The sequence below is a fragment of the Gluconobacter thailandicus F149-1 = NBRC 100600 genome (genome assembly GCF_000964465.1).
Lineage (GTDB): Bacteria > Pseudomonadota > Alphaproteobacteria > Acetobacterales > Acetobacteraceae > Gluconobacter > Gluconobacter thailandicus.
In genome coordinates this window covers 1-19,661 of record NZ_BANH01000084.1, presented here as the reverse complement: position 1 = coordinate 19,661, position 19,661 = coordinate 1, and the positions used below count along the sequence as shown (strand labels likewise).

The window sequence follows — 19,661 nt, the reverse complement described above, 5'->3', positions numbered from 1 at the left end:
CAGCAAGCGTCATCTTCTATCTTAAAGAATGAGTCCTGAGCCTACAGGAAATTGACTGGTGACAATACAATAACTGTAACTGCATCGAAGGGATGTTCAACCGGCTCAAGGCAAATGCGCAGCATCGCAACCCTTTACGACAAGATCCGCCTGTCTTTCATGAGTCTCCACAATCTCGCACCACAAGGTTCTGGCTCAAATCATGTGTCAACTTGACCTGAACCTGGCCTGAACGGCGTCACACAAAAAACGCGGAAAGGACGACCTTTCCGCGCGTTAAGCGTAAATTTTCCGAAGCGTCTCTGATATCAAAGCGTAAAATTGACACGCCCGTAATAATAGCCACCTGTCATCGGCACCTGAGACGAGAACGTATCGTAAGGATTTCCACCAAGCTGGTTCAGCTCGCCCGGAAGCTTACGCGGACGAATATTGAAAATGTTATTCGCACCCACAGCCAGATGCCAGCGGGAATTCACACGATAGCCGATCTCAAGATCCGTCAGCCAGCGCGGAGAATTCTTGAACTGGGCAAAGCAACTGCTGGACTGCTGAAGCTGCTTGCCGTCAATCGGACAGATCGAGGCCGTCGGCGTCCAGTCCTGATAGGTCATCATGTCCGTGGTCTCGCCATAACGGGTCTGACGCACGTTCACGTCCCATTTGCCGATCGTCCAGAGCGCATTCAGGATGATCTTGCTACGCGGATAGGCCGTCGTCAGATAGGCAATGTTCTGGGCATTCAGAAGCGGCGATCCCGTAGCGGACATACCGTTATGCGTCAGGCGCGTCCGGTTCAAATCGAGCGCCATAGACAGCGTCAGGTTGCCGTAACGATGCATGCGGAACATGTAATCCGCCTTGATGTCCAGCCCCTGCGTCCGCGTACTGGCACCATTCGTGAAGTAATAAGTCTGCACAGCGTTTTCGGAAAGCTGGGTCAGGGCTGGAAGGGAGACTCCCATGCCTTCCAGCGCCGAGATTGCAGCCGCGCCCGTCACGTTACCACCCTGAACGACACGATCACGGATGTTGATCTGATAGACATCCGTCTCGATATGGAAGCCGTCAATCGGCTCAAGAACGATGCCACCGGTCGCACTGGTCGAACGCTCGGGCTTGAGGGGGGACGCACCCGTCGCGCGGGCCTCAGAGGACGACACCGGCAGTAGACCCAGCACTGATGTCGGACCGACATTGATGGCGCTGTAATGTTGTTCTGACATGGTCGGAGCACGGAAACCATTGCTGATGGTAGCGCGTAGGCCGATCCGCTTCGTAATGTCGTAACGCGTGGAGACCTTGCCATTCTCGGTATTGCCGACATCAGTATAGTGCTCGAAGCGGCCGGCGAAATCGAGATCCCAGTTCTTCAGCAGATGGAAGTCACCGTCCAGATAAGCCGCCCAAACATCACGGTTCCATTTGCCGGCATCCTGCGGAGTCAGGCCGGCAAGTGCGGACGTTCCACCATATTCATAGGATGCAGGCTCACCCGCCCTGATGGTGTACTGCTCGAGCCGGTGCTCACCGCCGAACGCCACCGTGACCGGAACCACATTGGCGATCTTGAAGTTCCGACGCAGATCAAGGTTGTTCGTCCATTGTGCGAGGCGGAAATTGGACGTCCGGACGGTCGTGGGCGTATAGCCGGTTGCGGCATACATGTTCGGATTGGTCGTGTTCTGGTTGGAGATCTTGTCCAGATCCTCGCCCCAGGTGCTGCTCAGATCCCAGTCAAAGCCGAATAGATGTCCCCCCTTCAGGCCCAGCGTCGCCGCATAGTCATTCTCGTCGATCGTCTCCAGCGGAGAATAACCGTAGGGAAACAGTTCCGGATTACTGGCACTGGCACCCGACGGGATACGATAGTTCTCATACGCTTCCGCATGGCGGTGCGCATAAGTGATCTGTCCGTAGAACTGGATATTCTCAGTCAGGTTCTTGCCGAAATCGATACCCAGATTCTCACGCGTCTCTTCGGGCGTGCTCATGATCTTGTTGGAGTTCTTGGGCACCTTGACGGACCCCGTATACAGCTCATTCGCAGCACCTGCCGGGACATAGCCCGCGAGGCGGTTGTCTACCGTATTCGTGACGAAGTGATCTGTATGGTAAACCTGTCCCGAAATATGGATATAGCCGTCATTACCGAGTTTGAGGCCGCCATCGGCGTTCAGTTGATACTGCCACCCATCCCCATTATAGGCATTCGCACCCGTCTGGGCACTCATGTTCAGACCATGATCCTGCTTTTTGGTGATGATGTTCACCACGCCCGCAATCGCATCCGACCCATACATGGCCGCCGCGCCGTCTTCGAGAACTTCGATGTGATCAATCATGTTCGACGGGATCATGTTCAGATCAACAGGCGTTGCGCCGAAGTTTGGGCCAGCATCCGCATTGATGTTAGCCGTGGTATGACGGCGCTTGCCGTCCACCAGCACCAGGACCTGGTTCGGATTCAGACCGCGCATCCGGATGAAGGACGTCAAGGCACCAGCATCATTGCCCATCGTGCTCATGTTGATGGACGGATATGTCTTGGCCAGTGCGTCAGCCAGATTCATCATGCCTGAACGACGCAGCGTCGCACTGGACAGAACCGTGATCGGGCTTGTGCTCTGGCGGGCATGGCGGTTTGTGGCATGCGTACCGGTCACGATCACACCCTCTTCGCCCCCTGCGACAAACGGCGTATTCCTAGCCTTTGCGGCACGTTTCATGGGCGCAGCCACCTTCGCAGGGGACGCTTTGGAAGACGTCTTCACAGGGCTAGATGTGTTTTTTGTCGTGGCTGCAAAGACCGAACCTGTGCAGAAACTGACAGAAAGAAAAGTGGAGTAAAGTGCAAGTTTCCTGATGTTCATCATCGGCTCCATCGTCCTGGCAACACAGGGATATCAGTCGGAAATGGTCAGATCGTGCAGCGGGAGGCATAAATGCATCCAGCTGCACGGATTTTGTTTTGTGTTCGCAATTATGCAGTTTCGATACGCAGCAGACGGGCTAGTGCATTTGCAATCACCTTCGTCGCACGACGCATGTCTTCCAAGACCACATGCTCATTCGCACGGTGGCCATTGGCGTCCTCAAGCCGCCGTGGACCGGCTCCATACAGAACAGTGGGATAACCCGCATTGCTGTAAATCCGGGCGTCCGTGAAAAGCGGCATGCCCTTCACGCCAATCCGCTCCCCAAGGACGGCTTCTGCAGCGCCCTGCAATGCCTCGATCAAAGGGGCCTGCCCGGCATCCGGAACCAGAGGCAGCGCCAGCAGATGCTGCGTCACGACGCATTGCACACCAAGAACATCCGCCGCCTCCTGAATGATCTGACGCAGTTCGGCCTCGACCTTGGCCGCTTTCTCGTCAGGCAGGATCCGGCGTTCCAAGCGAAATTTCGCATATTCGGGAACGACATTGGCTGCCACGCCGCCTTCGATCGTTCCGATGACGAGAGTTGGCGTGTCAATTCCGGGAATGGAGCAGACTGTCTTCACCAGCCCGTCACGATAGGCATACAGCGCCGACATGACGCGGCTGGCCGCCTCAATGGCATCCGTTCCCGTCTTGGGCCACGCGGAATGGGCCGCCTTTCCAGTGAAAGCTACGTCTAACTGAATGCTGCCGTTATGTGCGATCATCACATCATAGGTGAAACCTGCACTGATAACATGATCCGGTTTGCTCAGCCCTTCAGCCAGAAGCCACCCCGGACCAACATGGCCGCCAATTTCCTCATCATAGGTCAAGTGAAGCTCGACAGTCCCGGAAAGGGGCGAAGCAGCTTCTTTCAGTGCCCGCAATGCAAACGCATAGGTGGCAAAGTCGGACTTGGAGACCGCCGCCCCACGACCGTAGAGATTCCCATTTTCGATCACACCGCCATAGGGGTCGTGAATCCATCCTTCACCAGGGGGCACAACATCCCCATGCGCATTGAGGGCAATGACCGGCCCCTTGCCGTCCCCGAAACGTTCCCGGATGATCAGATTGGTTGCGCTCTGCATTCCGTGGCGTTCCACGAAATCCCGGGGAACGGGATGACATTCGACTTCGAATCCAAGATCCCGCAACTGCCCGGCAGAAAACAGGGCATGCGGTGCGCAGTCACCGGCCGGGTTGTCGGACGGAACCCTGACAAGCTCCTGAAGAAACGGCACCTGCCGCGTCTCGAAATCCCGGTCGACAACACAGGCTAGACTCTCGGTCAGCGTTTTCTTGCAACAGGAAGTCTTTTCCAGCACAGCGCCTTCTCCCACCAGATCGCCTTTTCGTCTTCAGTTCATATTCTTTTTGTATACGAACTGAATTCGATATCGAAGCGGAATGTTGCGTGAGCTGCAAAAAAAATTTCTTATCCGGGATGATCGGCCTCGAACCGCAGAAAAGCTTGGGCACGGACCGAGCAGCGACCCGCGAAAAAGTCTGCTGCCGGACAGTCATCGACAATCTCACCCGCATCCACGAACAGAATTCTGGTCGCTACCTGCCGTGCGAATCCCATTTCATGGGTCACGCACATCATGGTCATGCCCTCACAAGCTAGCTCCATCATGACCTGAAGAACTTCCTGCACCATCTCGGGATCAAGCGCCGATGTAGGCTCATCGAACAGCATCACATCCGGCTTCATCGCCAGAGCACGCGCGATCGCCGCCCGCTGCTGCTGACCACCAGAAAGCGCTATTGGATACTTGTCCGCATGACGCTCCAACCCGACCCGGCGCAGAAGGGTTTTCGCATGCTCGCGAATCTCGTCCTTCACCCGCTTCTGGACCAGGTGCGGGGCCAACATGATGTTGTCCAGGATGCTCAAATGGGAGAATAGTTCGAAGCTCTGAAACACCATCCCCGCTTTTGCCCGCAGCGCCGAATGATCGGTCTGCGCAGACCGCACGGCCAGTCCGTCGACCCAGATCTGGCCACCCTCAAACGTCTCCAGCGCATTGATACACTTGATGAGCGTGGACTTACCCGATCCTGAGGGCCCGCAGACAACAACCACTTCTCCCCTGCCGATTTCCGCGGAACAGCCCTTGAGCACCTGGAAGGCACCATATGATTTTGTCACATTGTCTAACGTGATCATGACGGGTCTCCATAGAAACGTGCAGGAGAAAAGATCTTCAGATCGGGACGTTCCGACCGGCGCAGAACCATGTCCGCGACATGCCGTCCCATGGCCGGCGCGAGCGTGACGCCGTTGGCCGTCACGGCTGTAAAAAAACCTGGAACATCCGGGCTTTCCCCGAGGATCGGAGCCCCGTCGATATCAATGTTCATGGCAGCCCAACTCCTGACGATATTCACCGCACCCAGAGCCGGTATAAGCCTCTGAGCAACCCAGAGATTTCCTTCCAGATTTTCCCTTAGCGGTCGCGGATGTCCATGCACCGGATCCAGCCCCGCGCTCCATCCGCCACCAATCAACAGAGAGCCGTTCCCCGCCTGTTTGAGCGTCAGGTGTCGGCTGGCATGCGCCAGCAGCGAAAAGACCAGCGGTGCAACCGGCTCGGTCACGATCATCTGCAACGGTGCTCCAAACACCGGCAAACTTTTCCCGACCAGCTCTGCAATCTCGCCCGCATAGGCTCCGGCAGCATTCACTACGGCTCCAGCCGACCAACTTGCCGCACCAGCACGGACGCGGAACCGCGCACCATCGGGCTGGATCGTGGACAGCGCTGTCAGTTCTTCCACCCGCACGCCCGCGCGTCTTGCCTGAGCAAGGACGGCCTGCGTCGCCGCCATGGGATTGATCTTGCCTTCCTCAGAACAATAGGCCCCGCCGAGAAAACCATCCCTCAGGTTCGGCTCGATTTTGTGCAAATCATCCGGCGCCAAAACCCGCGCATCAACGCCCAGCGACCGCTCGACCTCGACTTTGCTACGCAGACGCTCCATGTCAGCTTCGGTTTCTGCAACCACCAGTCCACCGCTGACCTTAATTTCCAGATCACGGTCAAACGTCCCGCGCAGAGCCTCCCACATGCTGATGGATTCCCGCTGCAAGGCGAGTGTCTGCGCCGGCATGGACGGTCCGTCCGTATCCGCGCTGGCGTCGAACGCCATGAGCTGGGCATGCAGACTCCCCGCATTGCCTCCCGACGCCATCGCACCTGCCCGGCCGCGTTCCAGCACCACAACACTCTTCCCGGCTTCCGCCAAAAACAGTGCTGCGAAAAGCCCGACGATCCCGCCGCCCACGACCACAACATCCACGATCTCAGCGGTGGCGGAAACCGATTGCACGGCCTGTCCCAGACCCGATGGAATGGGGACCCTGACATGCCCTCGCCATTCCGGCTTCTGCCGCGCCAGTGCCGCAACCGGCACTGGACGCATGGGAATCTGGGGCGCGGTAAAATCTTTTTCGCTTTTCGGCTTAGACAGGACCTTCATCAGCGATGCCTGACAGAACCGCCCCTGACAGCGCCCCATTCCGGCGCGTGTTGCGCGTTTGAGAGCCGCCAGGTCCGCGATCCCGTCCTCGGTCACCCGTGCCCTGACAGTCCCCGCTGTCACACACTCGCACCGGCACAGGATGGTGGCATCCTCCGGCGCCGGAAGCGCGACAACCGGCTGATAGAGTTTCCACAGAAGAGCCTGAAAACGCGCGTTGTCGCGATACATCCGCCGGCTGCGGTCCAGACCCAGGGGCATCACCTTTCCGGAGCGCTCCAGCAACCGCACCGCGCACAGCTTGCCTTGGGCCTGCGCCATAAAAGCGCCTCCAAAACGCCCTGCCTCGCCGATAACAGAGACATCTGCCTGATCGGTCCGCCCATCGGGCTGTCGTCCTGTTTCGGGGTGAGTTACGGGCCATTCCCGGACTTCCTGCAGACAACCCAGAAGACGCGGCAACTCGCTGGTCGGCACAAACCCGTCGCCAAGACAGACCGTATCGACCTCGATCAATCGTGCTTCCGCCCCGGCCTGCTTCACCGTCACACGCTCGACACGGCCTCCCCCTTCGATCCGTGTCAAGACGCTCTCCCATAGCACCGGCACGCCTGCCCGCCGCAATGTCCAGAGATGCCGCATTCCAGCGATAGCGAGATTTGGGGACGCCGCCGATAGCCGCCCGGCTAGGAGCAACCGCTTCACTGGAGACGGCGCAGCTTCCACAACAGCCACTACGTCAGCTCCACGACCGACGAGTTCCGCTGCGAGCTGGAGATTCAGCGGCCCGTTTCCGGCAATGATAACTCGACCCGGAGACACGGTTTCATAGGCCCGCAGCAGAGTCTGCCCCGCGCCCGTTGTAATAACGCCCGGCAGTGTCCAGCCGGGCCGTGGAGTGGGCGTTTCCTGCGCGCCGGTCGCCACGATGACATGCTGCGTGCGGATATAGAACGCCTCTCCGTCCCGCAGCCCCCCGATGACGAGTGAACCTCCCTCTCGATGAGCGCACCATACGAGCGTGTCGTGCCACAGACGCGCACCACTGGCCCGCATGCCGTCAATCAGGTGGCGTCCTTTGCGCGCCTGATCGTCCTGCCGCTCCGGATGCACGGCGTTCTGCTTGAAATACTGCCCGCCCGGAATGTGACGTTCATCCACCACCAGAACGTCCACGCCCCCCCGCGCCAGCTCCGTCGCGGCCACCAGCCCTGCTGGCCCGGCACCGACCACCAGAACGTCACAGAGGTGCTCGGCTAGCCGCCCCTCATCTTGCGACAGGGGCGCTGAAACAGCTGCATCCGGGAGACGCTCATTGCTGCGAACCCGCATACCTTCACGCACCGGCGTCATGCATCCCCGACGGGACATCTGTCCGTCCACTTCCAGCAGGCAATCCTGACACGCCCCGATCCCGCAGAAAGGTCCGCGTTCTGATCCGTCCAGAGCCGTGCGGTGTACGATCCGGCCTGCGGCCATCAATGCGGCGGTCAGGGTCTGTCCGGATTTTGCGGAGACAGAACTATCATTGAATGTGAAGCTCAACCGGTCCGACATCAGCGCGCGTCCTGCGTCGCAACAGACAGCTTGGTGGCCTCAACCGACACGGATTTCTGCTGACGACGATAGGGCCGCTCCGCATAATGCTCGATCCGTCGTTGCAGGAAGTCCCACGCTGTCGTCATCAGCAGATAATACAGGGCCGCCACGGAAAACAATTCCAACACCATAAACTGGTCCTGCACGAGGATCTGACTGCGCTGCATCAGTTCTTCCATGGAAATGACGGAGGTTACGCTAGTCGTCTTGAGTAGACCGTTTACCGAGTTGCCCAACGGCGGAATGATGAGCCGGAACGCCTGTGGAAACGCGATGCGCCAGGCAATCTGACGTTCGCTCAGACCCAGCGCCCGTGCCGCCGCAATCTGGCCAGTCGGCACAGCATTGAGGCCCGCACGGATGATTTCCGCCAGGTACGCCGCCTCGTTCAGCGTTAGCCCGATGATCGAACACGCCATCACACTCAACCGGATATCCAGCTTCGGTAGTCCAGCGTAGATCACGACCAGTTGGACCAGCAGCGGCGTGCCCCGAAAAAACCAAACATAGAACCGCGCGGGCCACGATAGCAGACGACGTTGCGAGCGTTTCGTGACCGCAATCAGCAGCCCTAGAAGGAACCCCATCATCATCGAGACGGCCGTCATGTAGACTGTGATGAGCGCCCCACAGAAAATATAGGGACTGCCGAGATAGGTGAAGAAGCCGTGCCAGCTCCAGATCTGCATGTCGATGCCCCGTGTTCGTATGTCGTGTCAGTGCATGCCGGACCGATCGGACGGCCCCGAGACCGTGATCCGTCCAGGAAAAGGCGAGACGCCATAAGGCGACAGCAGGCGGTCCAGCGTTCCGTCCACACGCATGTTTTCCAGAACATCCGCCAGTCGATGCGCCAGGGTCGGGTCCCGCAACGCTAATGCAACGGGTGTGGGATAAAGCCCCTTCAAAACCGGCCTTACCCCGCCCTGAAGCGCATTACGCCGCGCCACTGCGTCTATGGAAAATACGGCCGTCACCTGCCGCGCCCGCAGGGCGGCAAAGGCGATGCCTACGTTCTGGAAAGTCTTAATATCGAAACCCGGACGCCCCGCATCCCGCAGCGCGTGATCGGCCTCCCGGGCATAATGCTCCTCGATCCCGCCCATCTCGACCCCGATCGAGAACCCGGAAAGATCCTCGAGCCGGGTGAGATGCAGGGCGGCATCATCATTGAGGGACACGCTGATCGCCTGAATTTCGTAGGGGATCATCTCCATCAACCGCGCCCGCTGGGCGGTGTAGAACATCCCCGTATTGATGACGTCCCACCGTTTTTCGAGCAGCCCAAGCGTGAGTTGAGCAAAGGACGTCGAGAGCGTGACCGGCTTCAGACAGAGCCTGCGGGCGATCTCGTTTCCGAGTTCGATCCGCATTCCGGCAATCTGCCCGTCCACCGTCACATATTGCAGGGGCGGCAGCGTCGGGTTGGTCGCCATGACCAGATGCTGCGGGGAAATCAGTCCCTCAACAGCCTCCGGACACGGCGCTGCCTGCGCCCCGAAGGCCAGAGCCGCACAGAGAAGCCCTGCCCCCCGGATCAGACCTGACACAGGGCCGCCCCCCATATCAGGCGCTTTCTTCAAACCGGAGGTCCAGATCGCGGACGATCTGAAGGGCGCGGGCATCATCCGCTTCCGGCAGCGGTAAGCGTGGCGCGCGCGGACCACCGACATCGAGACCCATATGCTTCAGCAGGGCTTTCGTCCCCGAGACATAACCCTGCCCACCTACGAACTGGATCAGCGGCACATGACGGAAATACATCTCCCGCGCCTTGCCGATGTCCTTGTAACCGTCACAGAGATTGAAGATCTCGCTCATGACATGCGGCGCTACGTTGGACGCCACTGCGACCCAGCCGATTGCGCCTTCGAGGAAGCTCTCGAAGCCCATGATGCCACCGAAAACCGAGAGGCGGTCACCGCAAAGCCGGATGATGTCCCGCACTCGGGTCACATCCATCGTGGATTCCTTGATCAGGCAGCAGTTGTCGATATGGGACAGGCGCGCCACGAGTTCCGGCTTCAGATCCACATTCGCAGTGGCTGGGTTGTTGTAGAGCATGATCGGCAGACCGATCGCATCCGACACCCGGCGGTAATGGACAAAAAGCTCGTCATCCGTCGGCGTGGAATAAAACGGCGGGATGATCATTACGCCATCAGCCCCGAGCTTCTCGGCTTCCTGGCTGTAGCGGATCACGTCATAGGTGTTCTCGGCACCCGTCCCGATGAACACCGGAACGCGGCCTGCGGCCTGCTCGATGACGGTCTGCGCAACCAGAGTGCGTTCGTCATCCGTCAGGGACAGGAACTCGCCAGTCGAGCCCAGCGGGATCAGGCCTGCGATGCCCTGCGCGATCTGCCAGTCGGTGAAGCGCCGCAGTCCCTGGACGTCAATGCACCCTTCACTGTCATACGGCGTGATCATGACAGTATATGTTCCACGAAACTTCACGGGTCTTTCCTTCCTCAATGGTCCGGGTCCGGCCGCAAGCCGGCTGGATCTGCTGCGGCATCGCCGCCATGGGTGTTCATGAACGCGGCGATATCCGGCAGCTGCGCCGCACATCCACGCCCCTTTCCCACAGCCCTGACCTGACCATCTTCCAGAAGAACGATCCTGTCGGACAGCGATGAAACGACATTCATCGCGTGGGAAACCTGAACGATCGTCATGCCGTCCTGCGCCAGATCGCGCAGTAGCACACCGACATCGCGCACCTTGTGTGGATCGAGCGCCGATGTCGGTTCATCCAGCAGAAGCAGCGTGGGCCGGAGCATGAGCGCACGCGCAATCGCTACACGCTGCTTCTGGCCGCCCGACAGATCGGCGGGCAGCACATCAGCCTTGTTTGCCAGACCCAGCCGCTCCAGCAGCGCCCGGGCCTCATGCTCGGCATCCCTGCGCGAGCGCTTCGCCACGACCGTTGGCGCCAGCGTCAGGTTCCGCAGAACCGACATGTGACCGAACAGCCCGTATTGCTGGAACACGATTGCTGCCTGTTCCCGCAGGATACGCGCCGAGGCCGGAGCGGCCATGTCCACGATCCGCCCGTCAACGCCCATCTGCCCTCGCCAGACCGGCTGAAGCCCGATCAGCGTACGCAGGAACGTTGTCTTGCCCGACCCCGACGGCCCGATAAAACTCACGATCTCTCCGCGCTCGGCATCGAACCCGGCCTGACGCAAAGTCTCGTTTTTCCCGTGACGGACACAGACGTCGCGAACATCAATGTACGGCAATGCGTTTCTCCAGCAGGCGACTCAGGCAGGTCAGCGGATAGGAAATGGCGAAATAAAGCAGCAGCACCATGCAGAAGACCTGCGCCGAGGGCAGACCGCGATTGGACAGGATCACTCCCGCCTGGCTCAGCTCCACAACCCCGATCTGCGAGGCCAGCGCCGTGTCTTTGATAAACAGAACCAGATATCCGATAGCAGGCGGCACAACGGCGGACATCGCCTGCGGGCCGATCACGTAGCGCCACCGCGCCCAGAGCGGCAGGTTCAGCACCAGTGCGGCTTCAACCTGTTCCACCGGAACCGTCTTCACGCCGCCATGCAGGATCTCGCAGAGATAAGCGGCCGCGATCAGTCCGATGGACCCGATCGCCACAACGGTCGCAGACACGTCCAAACCCATCATGCCCGCGCAGAAAAAGACAATATACAGCGTCACGATGAAGGGAATGCGCCGGATGGTCTGCACATACACCACCGCCAAGATCCGGAGCGGCAACATGCCCCGCATATCCGACAGCCGCAGCGCCGTGAGGATGATGGCTCCCGCAATCCCGAGAACCCCACCGCCCAGCGACAGTTCGACCGTCCGGACCATCGCCTGAAACAGCAGAGCAATATCATAATGCGAAAACGCGATCATACCATCCGCTCCATCGTCCGACGGAACAAAGAAAATACTCCTGTCAGAGCGAAAGACAGCAGGGCATACAGGCCGCCCGTCACAAGCATGACCTCAAGGACGCGGAACGTTGTCGATCCGATATCGTAGGCGCGTCCCGTCAGATCCTCGACGCCGAAAATGGACGCCATGGCGCTGCCCAGAATCATGATCTGGAAATGGTTGGCCAGCGCCGGAAACATCGTGCGGCCCGCATAGGGCAGGATAACCCGCAGATAGGTCTGACGTCGGTTCAGCCCCAGAGTCAGTGCAACCTCATGATAGACCGCAGGCACCCGCGCCATGCCCGCCCCGAGGATATCTGCCAGATAGGCCGCCGCATTGAGAGTCATCCCGATCACGACCGACAAAAACGGCGAGACCATCACCCCCATCAGCGGCAGACAGTAGAAGACCGCGAAAATCTGCGAAAGCTGAGGCGTATTGGTCAGAGCCGTGCTGTAGCTGCGGCTGAGCCTGCGCCAGGTCCCCTGATTTTCAAAACGCAGAACCGCAAGCCCAACCGCAAGCAACAGGCCAAACACGAAGGCCAGCCCCGCAATCAGGACCGTCACGCCGACGCCCCCCAGAAGGAACAGCAACCGCGTAAAAACGGGATGGAAATCCAGCCCCGTCATGGCGCGCGTTCCGCCACAACCGGATCGAACCACCGGCGATGGATCTGCTCCAGACGCCCGTCATGCTCCATCCCATTGAGAATACGGTTCACATCCCCGCGCAGCACCACATCCTGCCGCGACATTCCGATGCAGTCATCGCCCACCGGCGGCGCAAATCCCCGAATGATCCGCCAGTGCACCTGAGGCTGCGATGGCAGATAGTGCCCGACATATTCAATGACATCCACCATTGCATCGCCACGCCCCTGCGCCAGTGCGCGGATGGCATCGGCATAGCTTTCCAGAAGTAGCATTCGCGCTTTCGGAACGCGCTGCTGCAGATAGGCAACCGCCGTTGAGCCTCGCACCTCGATCAGGCGATACACACCCGATTCAAGATCCGCAAAGGAAGTGATGCCTCGATCCGCAGGTGTGATGACCGCAAACTGTTCGGAATAGAGGGGGCGCGAAAACGCGATGACCTCCGCGCGACCAGGCGTCAGCGTCAGGCCACCGAGAACGATATCGACCTTCCCGGCCATTAGATAGGGAATGCGCCCGCTGGAAGCGAGTGTCACGAAGCGCGGCTCGACACCCATGCCCCGGGCAATCTGCCGGCCGATATCAACATCATATCCGGCGAGTTCGTTGTGATCGTCATATTCCCCGAGCGGAGGCAGCCCGGGTTCCACACCGATATTGATGTGCCCGCTTGCCCGGATGACGGCACTGTCCCTCGCCCCTGCTCCCCCGCCCCACAAGGCACCGAAAACAGCGCAGAGTCCTAGCAACAGACTGTTCCAATTCGCTTTCAAGAAAGGTTTCCCTGCGTGCTGTGCGACTTTGGGGTTGCGATTGCCCGATCACTGATCTAATTCAGATATACGTTATGTATACGATGGAAAACCCTTTAAAAGAAATTTCTTCTCCGGACCGATCCCGATAGGAAACAAAATGCAATCCGTAACCTTCACCTTCCTGAGCCATGCCATTGAAGGCATCGAGGGAGAACCGGTTGCAGCGGCCCTCAGGCGCGCCGGAATCACGGAACTCGGCCAGTCCGGCGTTGATGACACACCACGCGGCGCCTTCTGCTTCATGGGAATCTGCCAGGAATGTCGCGTCCGCATCGACGGTGCCGTCGCCTATGCCTGCAAGGCTCCCGTCCTCCCGAACATGACCGTTACGCCCTATGTCCAATCCTGATTTCTCCCCTGTCACAGTCATCGGTGGGGGCATCGCTGGTACGACATCTGCCATCGCGCTCGCCCGGCACGGCCTTCCCGTCACCCTGATTGACGAACAGCCGACTGCGGGCGGTCAGATCTTTCGCGCTCCCTCACCCTATGCCCGCCAGACGGTTCCACCCAATCACGAATTTTCCGGCGGCGATGCCCTGCGTCACAAACTGACCGCATCCTCGGTGGATGTCCGGTTTTCCACCCGCGCCTGGGGACTGTCGCCCACCCTGGCTCTCGACCTGATCGGGCCGGACGGTATCGATCAGCTCCCCCCGTCGACGGTCGTCGTCGCCAATGGTGCCACCGAGCGTTTCCTTCCGTTCCAGGGCTGGACCACGCCCCGCATCACTGGGCTCGCAGGCGCCAGCATCCTGATGCGTAACGGCGGCACTCTGCCCGGCCAGACCGTCGTGGTTGCGGGTTCGGGGCCACTTCTGTTCTCGGTAGCCCATCAGGTGCTTGAACTAGGCGGCAAGGTCGCCGCCATCGTGGATGCGGGCCACCGCTCCGACTGGCTCCGTCTCGGCGCCATGCTGTCTCTGGATCCCGCCCGTCTGACGCAGGCCACCAGCTGGATGCTGCGCCTCCGCAAGGCTGGCATTCCGATTCATCACCGCGCCCATATTTCGGCGGTGCAGGAAACGGAAACCGGCCTTCTCCTGAACGTCAGCGAAATGGACCACCCTGAACGCCGTCACGTTTATGCCTCCGAGGCCGCAGCCTGCGGATATGGGCTCAAGCCTTCCACCCTCATTACACGCACGGCCGGTGTCCAGCATCGTCATGATCCCGTCGGCGGCTATCTCGAACCCGTCACGGATCTCGCAGGTCGCACCTGCCGCCCCGACCTTTACGTCACAGGCGACGCCGCTGGCATCCGCGGCATGGCCGTGGCCCGTCTGCGGGGCCTGATTACAGCCCACGCGATTGCCCAGGACCGGAGCGTGATTTCCGGCGAAACTTACGAGACCCTGACGCGTGCGCCCCTGCGGCAGCTGCGCCGTCTCGAAGCCGTGTCCCGCCGGATGCTTCCCCTGATGAACGCCGGGAGCGCCATCCCGGCCCATCTCCAGGATGAGACAATTGTCTGCCGCTGTGAGCGGGTGAAGGCCGCCACCCTGCGCTCCGCCATCAAGGCCGGAGCCGAAGATCTGAACCAGCTCAAGGCCTGGACACGCTGCGGCATGGGGCCCTGTCAGGGCCGGATGTGCGAGGACAGCGCCAGGGGTCTGCTAATGGCGGTCTGCGGGAAAACCTCCGAAGACGCAGGCAGCTTCACAGCCCGGATGCCCTTCTTCCCTCTCCCCCTCACAGCGGTAACAGGAACCTTCGCCTATTCCGACATTCCCCTTCCAAAGGCGGCCCCGCTATGACCCCAGCCCTGCAAAGCAGACCGGACGTTTTTGACACGGTCATCGTAGGTGCCGGTGTTATGGGCGCCACGACTGCGCTCTTCCTTGCGCGCGGTGGCCAGAAAGTCGCCCTGGTCGACCGGGAGGACATGTTCCGGGCTGCATCCGGCGTCAACGCGGGCACCCTGACCCTGCACATGACCCGCGCCCAGCTCATTCCCCACGCTATCCGCGGCCGTGAAATGTGGCTCGACAGCGCCACATGGCTTGGCGAAGACGTGGGGGCCATCGCCACACCCGGCCTCTCGATGGCTTTCACTGAAGCCGAAGAAGAGCTTCTGCGCCAGCGCGCCCAGGTTAGGCAGGACATGGGGGCTCCTATCGAGGTGGTCTCTCCCGAAGAGGCGATCCAGATCGAACCGGGCGTAAATCCCGCCATCCGTGCCGCTGCCTATTGCGCGCTGGATGGCCATATCCCGACCTACCGCGTTGGAGCTGCCTATGCCCGCGCCCTTCGGCAGGCCGGTGTCACGATCATCGAAAACAGTCCGGTCGAGACCATCACCCCTGCCACTGGAGGCGGCTATGACATCCGGATCTCCAATCGCGTGCAGCCCGTGCAGGGACGCAGGATCGTACTCAGCACCGGAGCATGGCTCGAAAAAATGCTGGGATGGCTTGGATATAACATTCCGATCCGCTGCCTCATCAACCAACTCGTCGTTACAGAGACGCTTCCTCCCGTCATGGGGAGTGTCCTGAGTATCGCCAATGGCCTGCTATCCCTCAAGCAGTTTGCTAATGGCAGCGTGCTGATCGGCGGCGGCTGGCAGGGCGAAGGCAACATCCATCAGGGCGGAACCCGCGTCATTCCCGAAAACCTGCGCGGCAATGTCCGTCTTGCCCAGTATGTCGTCCCCCGCCTTGACGAAGCGCAGATCCTGCGTGTCTGGCTCGGCCTCGAATCCGAAACGCCGGACGCCATGCCCCTGATCGGCGCACTGACGCCGGATGATGACGCCTTTGTCGTCGGCTGCGTCCATTCAGGCTTTACGAGCGGCCCGTATATGGGTCGACTGCTCGCCGAGCGTATCCTGGGCGGCAACCCGGACCTGAGCCCCTTCGACCCTACCCGCTTTTCTTCTCTTGCCGCTACTGGAACACGCTCATGATCCCCGCATCCCCCACGCCATTCCGGGGCGTATATGCCGCAACGCTGGTGCCCTTTCTGGAAAACGGGATGCTGGACGAGGCACGTTTCACGCAGCATCTGTCAGACTGCACGCGTCCCGAAGGCATCGTAGGCATCCTGTGCAACGGACATGCGGGCGAGAACCATCTCCTGACCCGCGAGGAAAAGCGCCGGGTCGTGGAGCTGGCTGCAGAAACCATTGGCACGGACCGTATCATCGTTTCGGGCATTCTGTCCGAAGACGTCGACGAGGCCTGCCTCCACGCCCGGGACGCAGTCGAGGCAGGGGCCGATGCCCTGCTCGTATTTCCGCCCTTCTCATGGGCCGTCTCACAGGACCACGACGCTATCATTGCTTATCATGCCGCCATCTGTGAGGCTGTCGACACCCCCATCATGCTGTATCAGTCGTCAGTCGGCAGTGGCGGCATGGCCTATTCCCTTCCTATCCTGGAAAGCCTGCTCAGGTTCCCCAGCATCGTCGCGATCAAGGAAGGCAGCTGGGAAACCAACGCCTACGACAAACATCGTAGGCTCGCTGCCCGCATCGCGCCGCATGTGGACGTGATGGCTTCGGGGGACGAGCATCTCCTGCCCTGCTTCGCCATCGGAACGACAGGCAGTCTCGTCAGTCTCGCCGCGATCCTGCCAGTCTCGCTCGCAAAACTCTGGCACGCGATGGAGAACAATGACCTTCCGGCCGCTCGCAAGGTCCATGACATCATTCAGCCGCTGGCCAATCTGATCTACGGCCGCGCGCCGTCGGGTCGCGCTACCTTGCGCCTGAAGGCCTGCCTGGTCATGCAGGGCAAATGGCCCTCCTGCCGCACCCGTAAAGCTTCTGATATCATCGCTCAGGAAGAATGGCAGGAACTGTCAGCCGCATTGCAGGACGCAATGATTCTGGAAGGACCATAATGAGCGATTACATGGTAGCCGAACGCGAATTGAATCTCGCGGAACTGGCCTACACACAGATCCGACGCATGATTCTCGAAAAAGAGCTTCCAAGCGGCATGTCCGTTGTAGAAGGCCGTCTGGCCGATCATCTGGACATCTCACGGACCCCCGTCCGCGAAGCCCTGATGCGACTCGCCGCAGAGGATCTATTGGTCAAGCAGGGATCGCGTTCGTTTGCAGTCCGTAATGTCTCGGCCACCGAGTTCTTTCAGGGCATCCACATCCGTGAGATCCTTGAAAGCGAAGCCATCAGCCTGTCTTTCAACAGGCTTGATCGCAACACGTTGGAAAACCTGCGCAGGGAGGTCATCGAACTCGGTGAGACGCCGGAACAGACGGCCGCCCAGTGGCAGCTTGATGATAGACTGCATCTGATGTTCCCCAGAGTTTCGGGAAACACCGTCCTGCTGCGTACCATTTGCGAACTGCGGACGCTGACTCGCCTGTGCGAGGTCACTTACCCTCTCGGCCGTGTTCCTGCCTCCACACGGGAACATCTGGCCATTCTCGACGCCCTGCTTGATGGTGACAACAACGGCGCTCGCGAAGCCATGGTCATGCATCTGCGCAATGTCGCAACCGACTGCATGGACATTCTCAGGGGCGGCTGACCAGCTCCCCCGCATTTCAGGAGACCCGTCATGACGACTTTTGACATCGTTATCCGCAACGGCATGATCGTGACCGCAACGGATAAATATATTGCCGACATTGGAATAAACGGCTCAAAGATCGTCGATATCGGTTTCGACCTGAAAGGCAATGAAACCATTGATGCAACCGGCCTGCTCGTGCTGCCGGGCGGAATCGACGGTCACTGTCATATTGAGCAGGAAGAAGCTGACGGTACGATCCACGAAGACGATTTCGTTTCCGCCACCGGCTCGGCCCTCCTAGGCGGTACCACCACGGTCGTCTGTTTTGCTTCCCACGTTCCAGGTCGTGGCCTTGTAGAGCAGTTTGATGTCTATCGCAGGAAAGGCGCTAGTTCCCGTATCGATTTTGCCATCCACCAGATCATTACCCGGACCGACGAGCACACCATTCGTGATGAAATTCCTGTCGTCGCCGAAAGAGGCGCCGCCGGCCTGAAGGTCTTCATGACCTATGACGATTTTCACCTCTCGGACGGCCAGTTCCTGCAGGTCCTGGAAGCCGCGCACAAAAGCGACATCCTCGTCTCCGTACACTGCGAAAATTATGATGCCATTCGCCACCTGATCATCAAGCATCTGGCCGAAGGACGTACCGAGCCGCACGGCCATGTCACCTCGCGACCGCCGTCCGTCGAGCGTGAAGCCACCTATCGCGCCATGACGATGAGCGAACTGGTCGACCAGAGGATTCAGATCTTCCACGTCTCCTGCCCCGAGGTTGCCGAGGAAATTGGTCGTGCTCAGTCACGTGGCGTGAAGGTAGTGGCGGAAACCTGCCCGCACTATCTCACCCTGACGGAGGAAGACCTCAAGCGGGATGGCTTCGAAGGCACGAAATACATCTGCAGCCCTCCCCTGCGCACAAAAGCCGCTCAGGAGGGCATGTGGCAGCATATCCGCAGTGGCGTGATCAGCATCATTTCTTCGGACCACTGCGGCTATACATTTGACGGCTCCGTGGGCAAAGGGCGCCATGGTCGGGATGTGGACTTCTCTCTGATCCCCAACGGTATGCCCGGCCTTGGAACGAGACTGCCAGTTTTCTATGACGCCGGTATCAATAGCGGAAAAATCGATCTGACAGATTTCGTACGTCTGACGGCGACTACCCCAGCCCAACGATACGGCCTTTATCCGCAAAAAGGCACCATTGCTCCAGGCTCCGACGCTGATCTCGTCCTGTGGGATCCAAAAAAATCCGTGACGATCACCAACAGCCTTTTTCAGAGCAATATCGATTACACACCCTACGAAGGTCGATGCGTTCAGGGATGGCCTGTCAAAGTCTACCAAAGAGGCAAATTAGCCATGGACAATGGCAAGTTGCTCGCTCTATCAGGCTTTGGTCAGTTTCTTAAAGCAGAAAAGAAGTAAAAACCTCGTTTCTACTCTGTAAGTATATTTCAATCAAAGTTTGTTTGGAAATTCGTTGGAGTGTGTTTCAAGCTCTAGCACTACAGTTGCATTTTGTGTTGAGTTCTGAATCTATGAGTAACCATGATTCAGGATATGATGAGTGGCGGTGCGTCTGCTGAAGAGACGCTGGAATTATGGGCGCGCTCGCTTCGGTCCGCCAAGGATCGGATGGCGCCGCTGTTCACGCAAAAACGTGTCGTAGATTCAGCCTGTGCTTTTCTTGATATTTTGATTGGCAATGAACCACGCAAGACGGGATGGATGCGAACGGAAGCCGCAGGAGATCCTGGTCCATGGCGGCAGCAGGCGCTT

At 59.4% G+C, this 19,661-nt stretch carries 17 protein-coding genes and 1 pseudogene; 7 read left to right on the top strand and 11 right to left on the bottom strand.

The window, feature by feature from the left end:
- Nucleotides 1–308 precede the first annotated feature (308 nt).
- From B7444_RS15290 to B7444_RS15240, 11 genes are all read right to left on the bottom strand, one after another.
- A complete protein-coding gene (locus tag B7444_RS15290) occupies nt 309–2,873 on the bottom strand; it encodes a TonB-dependent receptor plug domain-containing protein (RefSeq protein WP_035730493.1) in 2,565 nt (854 codons plus the stop codon).
- Between the two features lie 110 nt (nt 2,874–2,983).
- Complete coding sequence (locus B7444_RS15285; RefSeq protein ID WP_231502976.1) at nt 2,984–4,252, bottom strand: ArgE/DapE family deacylase; 1,269 nt, start codon at nt 4,250–4,252, stop codon at nt 2,984–2,986.
- 110 nt (nt 4,253–4,362) lie between these two features.
- Nucleotides 4,363–5,097, bottom strand: coding sequence for an amino acid ABC transporter ATP-binding protein (locus tag B7444_RS15280; RefSeq protein ID WP_035730486.1), 735 nt, complete (start codon nt 5,095–5,097; stop codon nt 4,363–4,365).
- Nucleotides 5,094–7,967 (bottom strand): FAD-dependent oxidoreductase, encoded by a 2,874-nt coding sequence (locus tag B7444_RS15275; protein WP_007284512.1) that lies wholly within the window; start codon nt 7,965–7,967, stop codon nt 5,094–5,096. The genes B7444_RS15280 and B7444_RS15275 overlap by 4 nt, the downstream gene beginning before the upstream one ends.
- The gene (locus B7444_RS15270; protein ID WP_007284513.1) at nt 7,967–8,698 is read right to left on the bottom strand and encodes an amino acid ABC transporter permease; all 732 of its coding nucleotides are present in this window, start codon (nt 8,696–8,698) and stop codon (nt 7,967–7,969) included. The genes B7444_RS15275 and B7444_RS15270 overlap by 1 nt, the downstream gene beginning before the upstream one ends.
- Nucleotides 8,699–8,725: 27 nt before the next feature.
- Nucleotides 8,726–9,592 (bottom strand): transporter substrate-binding domain-containing protein, encoded by an 867-nt coding sequence (locus tag B7444_RS15265; RefSeq protein ID WP_231502975.1) that lies wholly within the window; start codon nt 9,590–9,592, stop codon nt 8,726–8,728.
- Nucleotides 9,576–10,466, bottom strand: coding sequence for a dihydrodipicolinate synthase family protein (locus B7444_RS15260; RefSeq protein WP_007284515.1), 891 nt, complete (start codon nt 10,464–10,466; stop codon nt 9,576–9,578). Before B7444_RS15260 ends, B7444_RS15265 begins: the two co-directional genes overlap by 17 nt.
- Nucleotides 10,467–10,480: 14 nt before the next feature.
- Nucleotides 10,481–11,254, bottom strand: coding sequence for an amino acid ABC transporter ATP-binding protein (locus B7444_RS15255; protein ID WP_007284516.1), 774 nt, complete (start codon nt 11,252–11,254; stop codon nt 10,481–10,483).
- Nucleotides 11,241–11,894, bottom strand: coding sequence for an amino acid ABC transporter permease (locus B7444_RS15250; RefSeq protein ID WP_007284517.1), 654 nt, complete (start codon nt 11,892–11,894; stop codon nt 11,241–11,243). The genes B7444_RS15255 and B7444_RS15250 overlap by 14 nt, the downstream gene beginning before the upstream one ends.
- Entirely contained in the window at nt 11,891–12,550 is a 660-nt protein-coding gene (locus B7444_RS15245; RefSeq protein WP_007284518.1) for an amino acid ABC transporter permease, read from the bottom strand. The genes B7444_RS15250 and B7444_RS15245 overlap by 4 nt, the downstream gene beginning before the upstream one ends.
- Nucleotides 12,547–13,323 (bottom strand): transporter substrate-binding domain-containing protein, encoded by a 777-nt coding sequence (locus tag B7444_RS15240; protein WP_159107812.1) that lies wholly within the window; start codon nt 13,321–13,323, stop codon nt 12,547–12,549. The genes B7444_RS15245 and B7444_RS15240 overlap by 4 nt, the downstream gene beginning before the upstream one ends.
- Nucleotides 13,324–13,486: 163 nt before the next feature.
- Here B7444_RS15240 and B7444_RS15235 point away from each other — a divergent pair, with 163 nt between their 5' ends.
- From B7444_RS15235 to B7444_RS15205, 7 genes and pseudogenes are all read left to right on the top strand, one after another.
- Nucleotides 13,487–13,738 (top strand): 2Fe-2S iron-sulfur cluster-binding protein, encoded by a 252-nt coding sequence (locus B7444_RS15235; protein WP_035730484.1) that lies wholly within the window; start codon nt 13,487–13,489, stop codon nt 13,736–13,738.
- The gene (locus B7444_RS15230; protein WP_007284521.1) at nt 13,725–15,146 is read left to right on the top strand and encodes an FAD/NAD(P)-dependent oxidoreductase; all 1,422 of its coding nucleotides are present in this window, start codon (nt 13,725–13,727) and stop codon (nt 15,144–15,146) included. The genes B7444_RS15235 and B7444_RS15230 overlap by 14 nt, the downstream gene beginning before the upstream one ends.
- A complete protein-coding gene (locus B7444_RS15225; RefSeq protein WP_007284522.1) occupies nt 15,143–16,297 on the top strand; it encodes an NAD(P)/FAD-dependent oxidoreductase in 1,155 nt (384 codons plus the stop codon). The genes B7444_RS15230 and B7444_RS15225 overlap by 4 nt, the downstream gene beginning before the upstream one ends.
- Nucleotides 16,294–17,235, top strand: coding sequence for a dihydrodipicolinate synthase family protein (locus B7444_RS15220; RefSeq protein WP_007284523.1), 942 nt, complete (start codon nt 16,294–16,296; stop codon nt 17,233–17,235). The genes B7444_RS15225 and B7444_RS15220 overlap by 4 nt, the downstream gene beginning before the upstream one ends.
- Nucleotides 17,235–17,888 (top strand): GntR family transcriptional regulator, encoded by a 654-nt coding sequence (locus B7444_RS15215; protein WP_007284524.1) that lies wholly within the window; start codon nt 17,235–17,237, stop codon nt 17,886–17,888. Before B7444_RS15220 ends, B7444_RS15215 begins: the two co-directional genes overlap by 1 nt.
- A 30-nt stretch (nt 17,889–17,918) precedes the next feature.
- Complete coding sequence (gene hydA / locus B7444_RS15210) at nt 17,919–19,307, top strand: dihydropyrimidinase (protein ID WP_007284525.1); 1,389 nt, start codon at nt 17,919–17,921, stop codon at nt 19,305–19,307.
- A 123-nt stretch (nt 19,308–19,430) separates the two neighbouring features.
- Nucleotides 19,431–19,661 (top strand): annotated as a pseudogene (locus B7444_RS15205) (IS701 family transposase); the annotation flags it as partial.

What these genes read in the sequence shown, in the direction of transcription:
- B7444_RS15290 (WP_035730493.1), bottom strand. Translation starts at nt 2,873, where the DNA reads ATGAACATCAGGAAACTTGCACTTTACTCCACTTTTCTTTCTGTCAGT.
- B7444_RS15280 (WP_035730486.1), bottom strand. Translation starts at nt 5,097, where the DNA reads ATGATCACGTTAGACAATGTGACAAAATCATATGGTGCCTTCCAGGTG.
- B7444_RS15275 (WP_007284512.1), bottom strand. Translation starts at nt 7,967, where the DNA reads ATGTCGGACCGGTTGAGCTTCACATTCAATGATAGTTCTGTCTCCGCA.
- B7444_RS15270 (WP_007284513.1), bottom strand. Translation starts at nt 8,698, where the DNA reads ATGCAGATCTGGAGCTGGCACGGCTTCTTCACCTATCTCGGCAGTCCC.
- B7444_RS15250 (WP_007284517.1), bottom strand. Translation starts at nt 11,894, where the DNA reads ATGATCGCGTTTTCGCATTATGATATTGCTCTGCTGTTTCAGGCGATG.
- B7444_RS15245 (WP_007284518.1), bottom strand. Translation starts at nt 12,550, where the DNA reads ATGACGGGGCTGGATTTCCATCCCGTTTTTACGCGGTTGCTGTTCCTT.
- B7444_RS15235 (WP_035730484.1), top strand. Translation starts at nt 13,487, where the DNA reads ATGCAATCCGTAACCTTCACCTTCCTGAGCCATGCCATTGAAGGCATC.
- B7444_RS15230 (WP_007284521.1), top strand. Translation starts at nt 13,725, where the DNA reads ATGTCCAATCCTGATTTCTCCCCTGTCACAGTCATCGGTGGGGGCATC.
- B7444_RS15225 (WP_007284522.1), top strand. Translation starts at nt 15,143, where the DNA reads ATGACCCCAGCCCTGCAAAGCAGACCGGACGTTTTTGACACGGTCATC.
- B7444_RS15220 (WP_007284523.1), top strand. Translation starts at nt 16,294, where the DNA reads ATGATCCCCGCATCCCCCACGCCATTCCGGGGCGTATATGCCGCAACG.
- B7444_RS15215 (WP_007284524.1), top strand. Translation starts at nt 17,235, where the DNA reads ATGAGCGATTACATGGTAGCCGAACGCGAATTGAATCTCGCGGAACTG.
- hydA (WP_007284525.1), top strand. Translation starts at nt 17,919, where the DNA reads ATGACGACTTTTGACATCGTTATCCGCAACGGCATGATCGTGACCGCA.